Source organism: Streptomyces sp. NPDC015220, from assembly GCF_043079345.1.
Lineage (GTDB): Bacteria > Actinomycetota > Actinomycetes > Streptomycetales > Streptomycetaceae > Streptomyces.
In genome coordinates this window covers 1-13,889 of the sequence record NZ_JBIBUK010000038.1, presented here as the reverse complement: position 1 = coordinate 13,889, position 13,889 = coordinate 1, and the positions used below count along the sequence as shown (strand labels likewise).

General features: G+C 69.5%; 9 protein-coding genes and 3 pseudogenes. 7 read left to right on the top strand and 5 right to left on the bottom strand.

The window, feature by feature from the left end:
• Window positions 1-121: 121 nt before the first annotated feature.
• The gene (locus ACF061_RS37735) at window positions 122-1,888 is read right to left on the bottom strand and encodes a protein kinase (RefSeq protein ID WP_392271537.1); all 1,767 of its coding nucleotides are present in this window, start codon (window positions 1,886-1,888) and stop codon (window positions 122-124) included.
• Between the two features lie 887 nt (window positions 1,889-2,775).
• On the bottom strand, window positions 2,776-5,373 hold the full coding sequence (rph, locus tag ACF061_RS37730) for a rifamycin-inactivating phosphotransferase (protein WP_392271536.1): 2,598 nt from the start codon (window positions 5,371-5,373) through the stop codon (window positions 2,776-2,778).
• A gap of 566 nt (window positions 5,374-5,939) precedes the next feature.
• On the opposite strand from rph, the pseudogene ACF061_RS37725 reads away from it, so the two are divergent.
• The 3 genes and pseudogenes from ACF061_RS37725 to ACF061_RS37715 form a co-directional block, all read left to right on the top strand.
• Window positions 5,940-6,333, top strand: a pseudogene (locus ACF061_RS37725) (RHS repeat protein); the annotation flags it as partial.
• 366 nt (window positions 6,334-6,699) lie between these two features.
• Window positions 6,700-7,284, top strand: a complete 585-nt coding sequence (locus ACF061_RS37720) for a DinB family protein (protein ID WP_392271535.1) — start codon at window positions 6,700-6,702, stop codon at window positions 7,282-7,284.
• Window positions 7,285-7,317: 33 nt separating this feature from the next.
• Window positions 7,318-8,256, top strand: a complete 939-nt coding sequence (locus ACF061_RS37715; RefSeq protein ID WP_392271534.1) for an IS5 family transposase — start codon at window positions 7,318-7,320, stop codon at window positions 8,254-8,256.
• On the opposite strand, the gene ACF061_RS37710 is transcribed toward ACF061_RS37715, so the two are convergent.
• On the bottom strand, window positions 8,205-8,687 hold the full coding sequence (locus ACF061_RS37710; RefSeq protein WP_392271533.1) for a hypothetical protein: 483 nt from the start codon (window positions 8,685-8,687) through the stop codon (window positions 8,205-8,207). The two genes, ACF061_RS37715 and ACF061_RS37710, sit on opposite strands and share 52 nt — an antisense overlap.
• Window positions 8,688-9,199: 512 nt before the next feature.
• Window positions 9,200-9,871, bottom strand: a complete 672-nt coding sequence (locus tag ACF061_RS37705; protein ID WP_392271532.1) for a hypothetical protein — start codon at window positions 9,869-9,871, stop codon at window positions 9,200-9,202.
• 275 nt (window positions 9,872-10,146) lie between these two features.
• Here ACF061_RS37705 and ACF061_RS37700 point away from each other — a divergent pair, with 275 nt between their 5' ends.
• The 3 genes and pseudogenes from ACF061_RS37700 (at window position 10,147) to ACF061_RS37690 (ending at window position 11,674) form a co-directional block, all read left to right on the top strand.
• The gene (locus ACF061_RS37700; RefSeq protein WP_392271531.1) at window positions 10,147-10,350 is read left to right on the top strand and encodes a hypothetical protein; all 204 of its coding nucleotides are present in this window, start codon (window positions 10,147-10,149) and stop codon (window positions 10,348-10,350) included.
• Between the two features lie 3 nt (window positions 10,351-10,353).
• Window positions 10,354-10,683, top strand: a pseudogene (locus tag ACF061_RS37695) (IS481 family transposase); the annotation flags it as partial.
• Between the two features lie 82 nt (window positions 10,684-10,765).
• Window positions 10,766-11,674: an HD domain-containing protein gene (locus ACF061_RS37690; protein WP_392271530.1), complete on the top strand. Its 909-nt coding sequence runs from the start codon at window positions 10,766-10,768 to the stop codon at window positions 11,672-11,674.
• 8 nt (window positions 11,675-11,682) lie between these two features.
• Here the strand turns inward: ACF061_RS37690 and ACF061_RS37685 are convergent.
• Window positions 11,683-11,850: pseudogene (locus tag ACF061_RS37685) on the bottom strand (NUDIX hydrolase); the annotation flags it as partial.
• Between the two features lie 1,314 nt (window positions 11,851-13,164).
• On the opposite strand from ACF061_RS37685, the gene ACF061_RS37680 reads away from it, so the two are divergent.
• Window positions 13,165-13,497, top strand: a complete 333-nt coding sequence (locus tag ACF061_RS37680) for a hypothetical protein (protein WP_392271529.1) — start codon at window positions 13,165-13,167, stop codon at window positions 13,495-13,497.
• Window positions 13,498-13,889: the final 392 nt, after the last annotated feature.

Sequence of the window (13,889 nt, the reverse complement as noted above, 5' to 3'; positions counted from 1 at the left end):
GGCAGTCGTCCGCCCGTTTTCGGAACGGTGCTGCTCGCCCCGGTCCTGCCTCGCATGCGGGACCTTCTCGTGGCCGTACCCGACCACGCGGCGGTGGTGACGCGTTCGACGCTTCAGCTGCTTACGGCGAGGCTTGGGGGAAGTCCGCGGGCGATGCGCCGAGTCGTGCCCGTTGCAGGGTCGTCAGTCTGTGGATGTAGAGAGCAGCCGCGATGGCCGTGGGGATGACGAGGAGCCGGAGGATCAAGGCCGTCCAACCCGTGGCGTTGAAGGCGTAGTCGCCGTGGGGTCTGTCGGCCCAGTCGCTGTGGTTGACCCTGTTCCAGTGGCACGTCCTCCAGAATTCCGGCCAGGTGACCAAGGTGGCCAGCCAGAGACTCCACCAGAGGTCCAGTGTCGCGGCCGGGGCCGTGATCCTGGCCTGGGCGGGCGGGCTGGAGGCGTGCCAGATGTCGTTGGCGATCTGCTTGGGCAGATAGACGTTGCCGATGGGGATGAACCAGGCGAGGACAGCCATGGAGGGGTGATATCGCAGCCGCCCGGGCGTGAAACCCTCGGCCACGGCGCGAGCTCGGGCGAACCAGATCAGCCAGCACACAATGAGAGCGGCACCAGAGATGATCTGAGATTTCCCCCATAGGTCGGAGGCGGGTCCGCCGTCCCAGTACTGGTAAGCGTCGTTTCCGTGCAGGGTGAACACCAAGTAGATCTGTTGGACGGCTGTGCTCGTGGCCACCGCGGTGAACAAGGTGAGCGCCGCGTACACGGCGACGGTGGCGGGCTCTGGGCTGGTCGCCAACTTGCGTTCTTCGGCCAGCGTGCGCCGTGGCTCTCCGTCATCCTGTGCGGGGATGGACGGGCGCTGTGGCATGTCCGGAGTGGTGACCGTAGCGGTGACCGGCCAGGCCGGCTCGGTCACGGCCGCCTCCTGTGGCGGAGCCGTGTGAGCCGGGGTGGTGCCGGGAGCCATCCGGATGTGCGGGTCCTCGTGTTCGAGCAGTCGTGCCGCGTCCTGCCCCAGCCGGGCCAGGACGGCGGCCGGGAGCCATGGTTCGGGATGACGATACTGCGTCTCTTCCCGAGTACGGAGCGTGTCGAGGGACGGCCGGGTGGTCGGATCCTTGGCCAGGCAGCCCTGGATGAGGGGGAGGAGTGGTTCGGGGACGCCGGTGAGGTCCGGTTCCTCGTGCACCACGCGGTACATGACGGCGTGGGCCTGCCCCCCGGACGCCTCGAAGGCCAGGTGCCCGCAGGCGGCGAAGGCGAGCACGGCGCCGAGCGAGAAGATGTCGCAGGCCTCGGTGAGACGCTCACCGCGGATGTGTTCAGGGGCCATGAATCCGGGCGTGCCCACGACCAATCCGGTGGAGGTCAGTCCGCTGCCGGTCAGGTCGTCCAGCGCGCGGACGATGCCGAAGTCGATCACCTTCGGACCATCAATGGTGATCATGACGTTCGAAGGCTTCAGATCGCGGTGGACCAGCCCGGCGGAGTGGATGTCCGCCAAGGCACCGCACAGTCCGGACGCCAGGCCACGCACGGAGCGTTCTGGCAGCGGGCCGTGCTGGTTCACCACCTCGGCGAGGGTGGGGCCGGGAATGTAGGCGGTGGCGACCCAGGGCCGTTCGGCGTGCGGGTCGGCGTCCAGTACGGCGGCGGTCCAGTTCCCGCCGACCTGGCGGGCCACGGTGATCTCGTTGGCGAAGCGGGTTCTGAAGTTCGCGACCGCCGCCAGTTCGGCGCGAATCGATTTCACCGCCACCATCCGCCCCCTCGACGACCGGGCAAGGTACACCACACCCATCCCGCCCTCGCCGAGCCGGCCAAGCAAGCGGTAGTCCGCTATCCGCTCCGGATCGTGCTCCCGCAGCGCTAACACAGCGGGCACCTCCCTCCGCCACGGGCGCCGCAGGGCGCGTGAACAATCAGCCAGGCTAGTGGAGACGGCCTGAGAAGCCATCCGCTTTCCGAACGCGCGACCACTCCGCGCCGCGCCGGTTGCGGATGACGGGTCGCCCGGTGCGGTGACCGCGCTGCGGCTCGGGCAGGCGCTCAAGGAGTTCACTGCTCTGCGGATCCGGCGGCGGACGGCGGCCTCTTCGGGGGCGGCGGAGTCTTCGGCGGACAGTCGGGCCTGGGCTTCAGCGGCGCCTCGGCCCCGGGCCCGGTGGACCGCTCCTCCATGACGGCCTCCTCCGTGAGCGTCTTCAGCGTAGAGCTGGGACGTGGCCCCGGGAGGACGAACGGCGGTCGCCCGGGGCGTAACGCTGAAGACGAGCACCGGATCCTGGCAGCTGGGCAGCGGTGTGCCGTCCGGCTCGACTGCTCCGAACGGCGGGCTGCGGGTGTGGCGGCGCGAGTGGTGTCAGGCGCCGCGTTCGGAGAAGATCTCGTCTTTCCACGTGTCCGGGGCCTGGCGGATCTCGGTCAGCAGGCGGCCGGAGACCCTGCTGTCGAACAGCACGCCGGAACGCGGACGTCGTTGACCTCCACCGTCGGCGTGCCCGGCCCCTGCGGCTCCTTCGTCCCACCCGCGCGTTCGTACGCCTTCTCGGCCGCGCTCACGAACGAGCGGTACTTCATGGTCCGGACGGCCGAGTCGAAGGCCGGCCCGCCTCATGGGGAAGCGGGACGGAGATGAGGCGGTGTGCGAGGAGGCGCCGGCCGAGCGCTGCGCCGAGGCGTCCCAGGTGTGCGTGTGGCTGAGGGGGACGCCCTGGTGGAGATCACCGAGGAGCCGGCCAGGCAGAGGGCGGCCTCCTAGGGCGCCGTCGGTCAGGAGAGCAGCTCGATGTAGCCATCGGTGCCGTGGACGCGGATCCGCTGGCCGTCCTGGATGGAGAGGGTGGCCTTTTCCACGCCGACGACCGCCGGCAGTCCGTACTCCCGAGCGATGACCGCGCCATGGGTCATCAGGCCGCCCACCTCCGTCACCAGGCCCGCGATGCCGACGAACAGCGGCGACCAGCTCGGGTCGGTATAGACCGTGACCAGGATGTCGCCCTCTTCGAGATCGGCCTGTGTCATGTCCAGGATCACGCGGGCCCGCCCTTCGACGGTCCCGGCGGAGACCGGCAGGCCCAGCAGGGCGCCGGGCGGTGCGTCGTCGCGTCGGTACGCTCCGGTGACGGCTTCGCCGTCCGAGGTGAGCACCCGGGGCGGTGTCAGCGCCTGGTACGCGCCGAACGCGTCCTTGCGCCGCCGGATCAGCTCGGCGTCCACCCGGTGCGAGCGCGCGGCCTCGTGCAGTTCCTGGAAGGTGAGGTAGAAGGAGTCCTCCTTCTCGGCGAGTACGCCGGCCCGCACGAGGCGTTCGGCCTCGGCGAGCAGGGCCCGCTTGTAGACGAAGTAGCGGCTGACGATGCCGTACTTCGGGTACTCCCGGTACCCGATGAAGGTGCGCACCCGGTCGATCATCCGCTTGGTCTCGTCGGCCTTCCGCTCCCCGCCCGGCAAGGCCCGCAGGCGGGACAGCACGTCCTGTTCCTTCCGCAGCGCCTTCCGCCTGCCTTCCTCGAAACGTCGTGCGGCGGCACCCGGCGGGAAGTTGCGGACGTTGTCGAGGATCGCGGGCACGAGGGCGGCAGGCTGTTCCCGCCAGCGCGGTCGCGTGATGTCGATCTCGCCGACGCAGCGCATCCCGTAGCGGAGGAGGTAGGCCTCGATGGCATCGCGCGCCTCGGGACCGCCCGGGAGTTTGGCCAGGTCATCGAGGAAGTCTTCGTCATCGACGGCTTGCAGGAACGCCACCACCTCCGGATGCGGGCGGACGGCGTCCGCGACGTCCATCAGCGCCAGTCCCATCTCCGAGGTGATGTTGCCAGGGGCAGACAGCGTGAGCGTGTCGGCCGCGTTCTTCTCCCCCAGCCAGCCCCGCAAGTGGTCGTTGAGCCACCAGGTGGCCTCCATGCCCGCCGTGATCACCTGGATGCTCAGCGGATCACCGAGGACGCGTTTGTGGTCCTCGAAGGCCACCAGCAGGAAGTCGAACAGCTCCGGTCCGCTCTTCATGCGGATGTCGCGCTCCAGCGCGGCGACGGACGCCTCGCTGCGCTCGACCAGTTCGGTGACGAGGGCCGCATCGGTGTCGATCGGGGCGCGAGCGCCGCCGGGCGGTGGCCCGGCGGGCCCCGTGTCGGGGAGCGACGGGATGAAGTCGTCGCGGTCGAGGAGCGTTTGCAGTGCGTCCGTGATCAGCGGGTCACCTCGCCCCATCATGTCCAGGAGGGCGGCGCGGCTCGTGGGTGCGGCCAGGCGCGGGGTGATGTCCACGAACAGCCGCCCGCCGGCCTCCTGCATCGGGACCATGGCCGTCATCCGCCACAGTGAGAGGCCGAGGGGCTTCATGGCGTCGGTCATCATCTGCTGGTGCCCGACGGAGACGTAGACGTGGTTGTCCTGGTCGTCGGCCTCGGGGACGGGGAACAGCGTGGTGATGGGTCGGCTCTGCACGATGTGGAAGTCGTCGCCGGCCAGGCACCACTCGATGTCCTGGGGACGGCCGAAGTGTGCTTCGATCCGCCGCCCGAGCCGTGCGAGCCGCACGACCTGAGCGTCCGCCAGCGCAGGCTGTCCCTGCTGCCGTGCGTCGACGGCGACGTCCCGCGTGCCGCCGGTCGGCAGGGCGTGGACGGCGCGCTGTTTGGTGACGATCGTCTTGTCGACGATTTCACCGTCCCGGACCTTGAACTCGTCCGGGACCATCAGTCCGGAGACCAGTGCCTCGCCGAGGCCGAAACCGGCGTCCACGGTGGCGGTCTTCCGGTGGCCCGTGACGGGGTCGGCCGTGAACAGGATGCCGGACGCCTCCGGGAAGACCATCCGCTGCACGACCACGGCCATACGGACGGTGCGGTGGTCGATGCCTCTCCTGAGCCGGTAGGTGATGGCCCGTTCGGTGAACAGTGAGGCCCAGCACCGGCTCACGTGCTCCAGGACCGCCGCCGGCCCTACGACGTTCAGGTAGGTGTCCTGCTGGCCGGCGAAGGAGGCCGTCGGCAGGTCCTCCGCCGTCGCGCTGGAGCGGACGGCGTAGGCGGCCTGCTCGCCGAACCGTGCGAGGGCGCGAGTGATCGCCTCCGCGACGTCGCCCGGGACGGCGGCTCCCTCGACTGCACGACGGAGCCGCGCGCCGAGCGTGCGGATCACCTCCCGGTCGTCCGGATCGACCCGCGCCAACTCGTCGAGCTGCTCGTCGATCGACGGCACGTGCGCCACGACCCGCCGGAAGGCGTCCGTCGTCACACAGAAGCCGGCCGGCACCCGGATTCCCTCGATCCGTGACAGCTCACCCAGGTGCGCCGCCTTGCCGCCTACGACCGCGACCTGGCTCCTGGCGACCTCTGCGAGGTCCGTCACGTACTGCTCGTTCATCGCGCCGCCTCCCGGAACCACCGCACCGCCGCTCCCGCCACACGTCGACCGCCGCACGCACACGTCGCGCCCCTCATTTCCGCAGGTTGTCGGGTATTGGCCGCCGATTCTCCGCCCTGACGGGGGCCTTGTGGCAAGCCCCCCACTGTGTTATAAATTGAGCATGGCAAGGAGAGTGCCCTCCTTGCCTTTCGTATTTCTCGGGGAGGATGCTTCTCAGGCGTTGCCTGCGGGAACCGTTGGAGTGCGAGTCGGTCACGGGCTCGGCCCACGTCACCTCGGGGGAGCCGTCCCCGGTGTCCTCCCGCGAGGTTGACCGTCACCCTCCAGCCGTTGACCTGCCGGCCTCGCCCGGCCATGAGGCACACGTCATCGTCCGTCAGCTCGTACTCCCCACACGCGGGCCCCTGCACAGCATCCGCCGCAGCGGACGCCGACGGGGCTGCGGGCAGGACGACGATGCCGGCGAGCGCCCCAGCGAGCATCAGGGTTGTGATCGAGGTTCGCATTCTGGCCCAACGAGCCCGAACACGGCCAGGGTCACGCGCACCGGCATCGCTCCGCCCTACGCCGGGCAGTACGGCTCCACCGACCAGAGCGAACGCATCAAACTCGGTGACACGCGCTCTTCCACAACGGCCCGCTCGGCCTGTCCGCCAAGTCCACTGCGGGTGTGGACATGGACTTCAACCGGGAGCCCGGGGGTACGTTGAACTCCATGACGACCGGGGGCAAGAGCTACTACTACCTCACCGACGCGATCGGCTCGGTGATCGGCCTGGTCGACGTGGACGGCAACAAGGTCGACACCTAAACCTACAGCCCCCCGCCGCGTCCGCCTCCTGGCCCAGTCCAGCGAGCCGGTCGACCAGCCCTACCGCCGCCGGCAACTACCAGGACCCCACTGGCCTCTGCCACCTCCAGGCCCGCTACTACGACGCCAACATCGGTGAACCAGACAATGAAGTAAAACCTGACCAGAAGCGAAGGTGCAGAGATGAGTGTGATGACCGTCGTTCTGGTGGGCGTCATCATCGGTGTCGTAGTCGGCCCTCTGACCGTCCTGCTCGTGCACAGAGCGCGGCGCAGACGATGACGTCCTCGTCCAGTAGCCCCGGTTGTGAGCTCCTGTACTCGGCGCTTTCCTGCGGACATCGCAACACGTGATCATCACTGACGTGTAAGAGGTTGTCTCACGTGGCAAGCTTCGCGAGCTTCTTGTAGCAGGTCAGGGCGGCGGCCATGGCCAGGCCTCAGCTCTGCCAGTCGTTGCGGACCATTACGGGATCTTGAGACCACAAGCAGCCCATGGCAGGCTCATGCCGCATGATCGATGAATTCGCGAAAGACAACCTGCACGGGAGACTGCGGCGGGACCGCAACGCGCTGCTCTGGAAACTCGATGGCTTGTCCGAATACGACGCCCGCCGACCGTTGACAGCGACCGGGACCAACCTCCTCGGCCTGGTCAAACACGTGGCCAGTGTCGAGGCCAGGTACTTCGGCGAGGTCTTCGACCGCCCTTCCCCGGAACCGCTGCCCCGGTGGCAGGACTCCAACGGCAGCGATCTGTGGGCGACCGAGGACGAGTCCCGCGATCAGATCATCGGGTTCTACCGGCGCACGTGGGACCACTCGGACGCGACGATCAACGAGCTTCCCCTCGACGCCCCCGGTCAGGTGCCGTGGTGGCCGGAGCCTTATGCCGACACGAACCTGTTCGCCGTCATGGTCCATGTCCTCGGCGAGTCCATCCGGCATGCCGGGCACGCCGATATCCTGCGCGAGGGCCTCGACGGCCGGACCGGGCTGCGCGCCGAACACGAGAAGCAGATCGACGAGGAAGCCCGTGCAGCCTACTGCGCGAAGATCGAGCAGGCCGCCAGGTCGGCCGCACCAATCAAGGCGTAGCGGTTGTCTCACGTGACTTGATGTGCGTGCGGCATGATGCCGGTCGTGGGTGCTGATCTATCGAAGCGTCGGGTTCCTGATGAACTCTGGAAACTGGCCGCCCCGTTGCTGCCATCGTTCGCTGCTCGTCCGCAAGGTGGTGGGACGGCTCCGTGTGACGATCGGGCCGTGTTCACGGCAGTGGTGTACGTGCTCACCAGCGGCTGTGCCTGGCGGCATCTGCCGCCGGCATTCGGCACGTCGCACGCCACCGCGCATCGCCGCTTCACGGTATGGACCGAGGCCGGCCTGTGGCGTCGGCTGCACCGGGCGGCGCTGGACGAACTCGGGGCCGGGGCGAGGTGGACTGGACCTCAGCGATCGTCGACGCGGCCTCCGTTCGCGCCAAAAGGGGGATCGCTGACCGGGCCGAACCCGGTCGATCGAGGCAAGAAGGGCAGCAAACTGCACGTGCTGCCCGATGCCCAGGGCATCCCGCTCGCCGTCGCCGTGTCCGGCGCCGACATGCACGACAGCCTCGCCCTCAAGCCGCTCATCCGCGGCATACCCGCCGTCCGGTCCCGCCGGGGACCACGGCGGCGCCGACCCGTCAAACTCCGCGCGGACAAGGCGTACTTCTCCGCCGCACACTGGCCTGGCTGCGCGGGCGCGGGCTCGTCGCACGCATCGCGCGGCCCGGCATCGAGTCCGGCGAACGCCTCGGTCGGCACCGCTGGAAGATCGAGCGGTCGATCGCCTGGCTCTTCGGCTACCGCCGCCTCACCGTCCGATACGAACGGAAGGGCTCGCACTTCCTCGCCTTCCTCGGCCTGGCCGCCGCCCAGATCTGCTACAAGAAGCTCGCGAAGCTTGCCACGTGAGACAACCTTCTTAGCGTGTGCTGCGCAGCCAGTGGACCGCATCCGGGGAGAAGGGGGCGGTCAGCGGGTCGGGAAAGACGCCAACGCGAGATCCCACTGGTCAGCTGCGTGAAGGAGTGCAGCCGTATCCAGCTGCACTTCTACGACGTACTGGTAGAGGTCCGTTCCGTCATTACGCTGCTGCCACGGGGGCGCCCCCTCCAAAGACAGGTGAACGCGAAGCAACACCCTGGTCTCGTTCCGGTCGGCGAGGCTGAACGCCAGGACTGGCTCGACGAACCACGTGTCCGCGGACAACTCGCCGTCGGCATCAGGTCTGGTCACAGCCACCGCCCCCGCTGCTACCGCGCGCAGCCAGGCGGACACCTCACATGCTTCATCGATCAGCAAGCAGGGATCGGCAAAGGACCAGTTGCCTGCGGGAGTTGTGACGGAACCACCGATGACCAGCCAGTTGTCGTCGTGAGAGTCGCCCGTGACTGCGGGAAACTGATAGCGGAGCGGGCGAAGGTCAACACTGTTCGCATGATCGCTCAATCGCACCGTGACAGGATGTCACGGGTCTTATCCAGCCCTGCACAGAGTGGGCTGAGGAACAGGGTGACGCCGTGACCAGTGCTGGCATGACTTCGTAGAGGCGCCCGGTCGGTCACGGAACAGGGCCCTCAACGCCCGCGTCACCTACCCCGAGCACGAACCGTGGCTCTACCCGCCCTCGGTCCTCAACGCCGTCTACGACCGGGATTCCACCCTTCCCAGCCCCGCCACATCATGACCTCGACGTCCGACGCCGACCCCAGTTCAGAGACGACAACAGCCACCCCCAACGGCGCGCCCGACAGCACCGCCGACGCCCCGGCTCCCGCTACCGCCGACCTCCCCCCAGGTCCCGGGGTCGCCGTACGTCCCGCCGGGTCACCGCATGCTTCGTGTTTCTGCCCACGTTTGAGCGGTGGTTGCTGGGCTTGCCGACTGCCGGGCCACGGTCCGCGTCGACCGAGCGGGCAGAGGTAGACGACGGCATACCCTCTGATGGCTTCTCAGCGGATGGCCGGTCAGCACTGCCACAGGAACGAGGCTTCCTTGCATGGCGCGCATGCGAAGGCGTATCCGCAGCCGCCTCCACCGAAGTTCATCGCTGTCCGGTGGTCGCGTCCCTCCTCGAGCTGGGCCATGAAGCTCATCGGCCGCGCGCACGACGGGCATGCCGGCGTCTCGTCGTCCTGCAGCCACGATGGAACGCCGCCCAGCTGGCCGAGGACGTCCCGCAAGGGACGGCCGTAAGCCTGCGACCAGTTACTGCGTGCCTCGAGGTAGGGAACCGCGTCGGTCGCCGTGCAGTCGATCCCGCACGTCTCTGACAGCAGGGTCTCGTCTTCCGCCGGCACCAAAGCGGGCGTGAGTCCGGCGCGAGGCAACAGCAGCGCCCGGTTGCCGCCCGCGACCGGATCCCACTCGTCGCACAGCCCCGGTTCGTTCTGGCACATGAAGACCGACAGGACGCACTCGGCCACCGCCGCTGCCTCAGACCCCCGGCCGCCGGGGGCGTTCACCAGCAGCTGCGCGAGGAACTGCATCGACCCCGAGCACGCCGCGCACCGCGGCCAGGTGAACCCGGCCGGCACCAGCGGCACGCCGCCGGTGCGTGTCACCAGCGCATGGTCATCGACCGGACCGGTATACGTCATCAAGGTGGTGGTCACGGTCAAAAAGCGTAGATCAGCCATACGACAGCTCCCTGCGGCCCGACCACGCGAGCACGATGCCGGGCTGGTAAGACGGGCCCCTTCACGCACGATCGTCCGCCGCCCCAGAGGTTCCACCGTGGTCCCCTACGCCGCCATCGACGTCCCACGCCCTACCGTCGAGTTCCTCGCCCGCTTGCCGGCCACGCACCGCCGCCGGGTCGGCACTCCGAGAAGGTCCCGCGCCTTGCGTGTTCGGCGGGTGCGCACGCGCAGGTATCACCGGGGTAGAGTCTCGCGGACTCGGGAGGTGAACCATGGCCGCGCTTTTCTGCTCCGTTGTCGTGGTCGGCGTCACGTTGATAGCTTTCGCGGTCCTGCGTGAGCACGGAACGCGGTTCGCGAAGGCGGCCTCCTGGTTCTGCCTGGCAGTCGCCGCGCTTCCCGGACTGGGGCTCATCGGCGTCTTCTCCAAGTGGTCTTCGGGGCGTGAGGCTGGTGCGGAGCTACGACGCTGCTAAGTCGCGGCCGACTACGTCGGCCTGGGGGGTGACAAGGTCCTGGTCGGCTGGCAGCGGGTCACCCTCCGGCTCGACGGCAGAGTGCTGCAGGTCCTGGACGAGCAGCGTGCTCTGCAGGCCACCCTGCCCAGCCCTCTGCCGCCTCCGGCCTGCGATCGCCTGAAAGGTGCTCGTCCGGCCGGGCCGTCACCTCTGCTGCCTCCGCCCGCCGACCAGATCGCCGAGCGGACGGTCAGCAGCGTCGGCGGCTTCATGGCCGCCGGACAACGCGTCCAGCTCGGCCGCGGCTATACCCACCAAGTCGTCACCGCCCACCTGAGCGAGGACGTGATGCCAGCTGAGACTCAACACATGATCGGCATCGCTCGATCGTGGCCCTGTCGGCTCACAGCTCGTCTCGGCTACCGTTCCATGCATGCCGTCTGCGCTGGACACGCCTCAAGGAGCGGCCGAACTCGCCGAGTCCCTGCTTCCTCAGCTCGGGAACCGCTGGCTGCACACCCAGGCGGTCGCCGCCCGGGCACAAGAGGCTGCTGCGGCTGTGTCTCAGGCCGACCGGGATCTCCTCGTCGCCGCGGCGTGGCTGCATGACATCGGTTACGCCCCCGAGCTGCGGGACACCGGGTTCCCTCCCCTCGATGGCGCCCGCCACCGGGAAGCACTGGGTGCGCCGGCGCGGCTGGTGCGGCTGGTCGCCCACCGCTCCGGTGCCGTGTACGAGGCAGAGCAGCGCGGGCTGTCAGCGGAGCTGGCCGTCTACGAGCGGGAGGACTCCCCGGTCCTCGACGCGCTGACCTTCGCCGACATGACGACCGGCCCCGCCGGGCAGTCCTTCGACTTCGACGTCCGGATCGACGAGATCCTGGTCCGCTACGCACCGGGCAGCGAAGTGCACAACGCGATCAGCAAGGCGCGCCCCTCCCTCGGCGCCGCGGTGCAGCGCACCCAGCGACGGATCACGGCCTTCACGTCACTACCGCCGAGCAAACGGGCGATCATCGACAGAAGCGGCTGGTGGCCTCCGACCCTGTTCGCGGTGGAACACCAGGACGTGGAACTGCTGGCTCGGCTGCTCGATGCCGGCGCAGACCCTGACGAGGGCAACGGTGCTACTCCGCTGACGCACGCCATTGAAACGGAAGGTGACGTCGCGCTGCAGAGCGGTGAACCCCTCATGGTGGCAACGACGGCAGTCCTCCTCGCGTACGGTGCAGACCCGGAACTCCCGGATGCCACTGGTGAGACGCCGCTTCAGGCAGCCGAGCGCTACGACCACGCCCCCGCGATCCGGTTGCTGCGCCGGCATCTGCCGGGCGACCGCTGAGCAAAGTCTCAGCCGATATAGGGCTCGGCCCGGTCGGCCAACCCGTGCTCGATCCGCATCCGCATCGACGGGTGGATGCCCAGCTCGTCCAGCTTGCTCGGGTCGACGAACGCCACTTCCTTGCTCTCGCTGCTCGTCCGCAGCCGGCCGCCCACGATGCGGGCGCGGAAGCAGATAAAGTCCCCGCCGGCGCCCCTCAGCCGACGGGTTGCGGGCCTTGGCGTCTGCCCGCGCACGGTCGGCCCACCGGCCGGGTCAGGTGCCCACCTCCCGCCCCCGGCCGCCTTCCCACAACCGCATCGCACCGAGGAGCGCAAGCCCACGGCCAAGAGCATCGACGCAGCCTCCGCCACCACCCACCTCCAGGGCATCGGGCGCGTGCCCGCGCCCCGGCACGGGAGTTGAAGGCCGGCGACCAGATCAGCACAGTCGAGGACGCCTCACCCGAGTCCCGCGCGGCGTGCCGCCGCGCTCCACGCCGACGCAGCCCGCCGCGCCGGCAGCGGTCAGCCGGACGGGGCCGCTGAATCCGTGAACACGTTTCCCGGCGCCACGCCCGCCCTGTACGAGCCCGGGGGAGGGTAAGGAGCACCGGGAGATCGTCGTCGTAACGTTCTCCGCTCCACCCGCCCACCCGGCTGCGCCGCCGCCTTCCAGGGTGGCTGCCGACGCTGAGCAATCCCATACGGCACCACAGGCCGCTGCGTGCCGCCCCTCCCTGGCTGCCCGCTCTGCCCGCCGCCCCGTGTTCCGTCCGGCGTCCCCGTTCAACCCCCGGCCCGGGAAGGTCCTGTTGCGCGGCTTGCCTCGCACCCCGCCACTGTGCGGTCAGCGGCCGGGGGAGCAGCGGATCACCTCCACCCGTCTCCCCGGACCGTTCCACCCCTGTTCCGCCGGCCGCCCAGCGACGTTGCGGGGCTTGCCCCGTGCCCCGTCACGGTCCGGTCAGCCGACCGAACGCGGGGCGGAGACCACCACCCCGCCCCTGTCCGGCCACTCAACCCGACCAACCCGTGCACGTAGTCAGCGCGTTCGAAGGAGAATCCCAGCCGCCCCCACCTCAGCTCCCGCCCCCGCTCCCGTTCCCGTCTCCGCCGTTCCCGCCGCTTTGGAGGTCCCGGCCGTCGGGGCGCGCAGGGCGCCCCGCTACCAGGAGATTCCCGCCGAGGCAGGCAATGCCAACGTCCGCGCTCTCCTGGCCCACGGCATCCACCCCGCCAGCCGCCAGCCCCTGACCGGCGCCCCCGGTGCCGACTGCGGGAACTGCGCCTTCGCCTACCGCATCCTGCTCCCCACCCCCGGCCGGGGCCGCACGGGCAACAGCGAGGACCGGACCCGCGAGCACCTCAAGTGCGCGAAAGCCCCGATCAGCTGCCGCGGCCGCCAGGGCCCCGACCTGCGCCTCGCCGTCGGCGACCGGCCCGCCACCCCCGCCTGCACCCTCTACTGCACCCACGCCGACTGGCCCCCCGGGCCACGACCAGACCGTCTTGGATGCCATCGGGTCGGGCCGCGACCACGCCGACGACTGGGGCGTCTACGCCGTGTACCGGATCTTCGGCATCGACCTTGAGCACCGGCGCGTCTGGGTCGAGCTGGAAACCGAGATGGTCCCGAACACCGTCAAGCCTGGCAGCTACTTCGCGCGCGTGCCCGAGCCCCAGCGCTCGCACCCGGACAAGCCGCACCTGTACCGGTTCTGGACCGACCTGGCCCGCCTGCACACCGCCCAGCTCACCCACGCCACCGAGGCGGACGAGGGGGAGTGCACGCACGAGCTGGTCCGTGGCGGCCGCGTCCTGATCGGCCAGCCCGCCCACTGACCACGCCCACCCCCCGAGGCCCCGGCCCCCGTCACCTGCCCGGCGACCGGGGCCGCCCCATGCCCCTCCCCTTCCGCCAGGCCCCCTCGGCAGCTCCCGGCCCCGGCACCGCGCGCGCGGTGCCGGGGCCGTTCCGTGCCGGTATCCCGAGAACACGGACCGTCGACCGCCGCCCCTCCGCCAAGCCCCGGACCACGGCTGCGCCGCAGGGGACCGGTCGGCCGACGCCAGGAAGCGGAGCCCCTCCGCCGGCCTTAGAGGTCGTTTTCTCCCGATGTTTTATCCCGGAATAGGTGTTTGATCCTGGGATGTCGGGACGCGCCAGGAGATCGTGTTCTCGCCGGTGAGGCGGCGGGCCATCAGGTCGGTCATGGCCAGCTGGATCATGGCTT

Excerpts from the sequence above, each read along its gene's own strand:
- ACF061_RS37720 (WP_392271535.1), top strand. The coding sequence starts at position 6,700 with ATGATCGATGAATTCGCGAAAGACAACCTGCACGGGAGACTGCGGCGG.
- rph (WP_392271536.1), bottom strand. The coding sequence starts at position 5,373 with ATGAACGAGCAGTACGTGACGGACCTCGCAGAGGTCGCCAGGAGCCAG.
- ACF061_RS37715 (WP_392271534.1), top strand. The coding sequence starts at position 7,318 with ATGATGCCGGTCGTGGGTGCTGATCTATCGAAGCGTCGGGTTCCTGAT.
- ACF061_RS37690 (WP_392271530.1), top strand. The coding sequence starts at position 10,766 with ATGCCGTCTGCGCTGGACACGCCTCAAGGAGCGGCCGAACTCGCCGAG.
- ACF061_RS37705 (WP_392271532.1), bottom strand. The coding sequence starts at position 9,871 with ATGGCTGATCTACGCTTTTTGACCGTGACCACCACCTTGATGACGTAT.
- ACF061_RS37700 (WP_392271531.1), top strand. The coding sequence starts at position 10,147 with ATGGCCGCGCTTTTCTGCTCCGTTGTCGTGGTCGGCGTCACGTTGATA.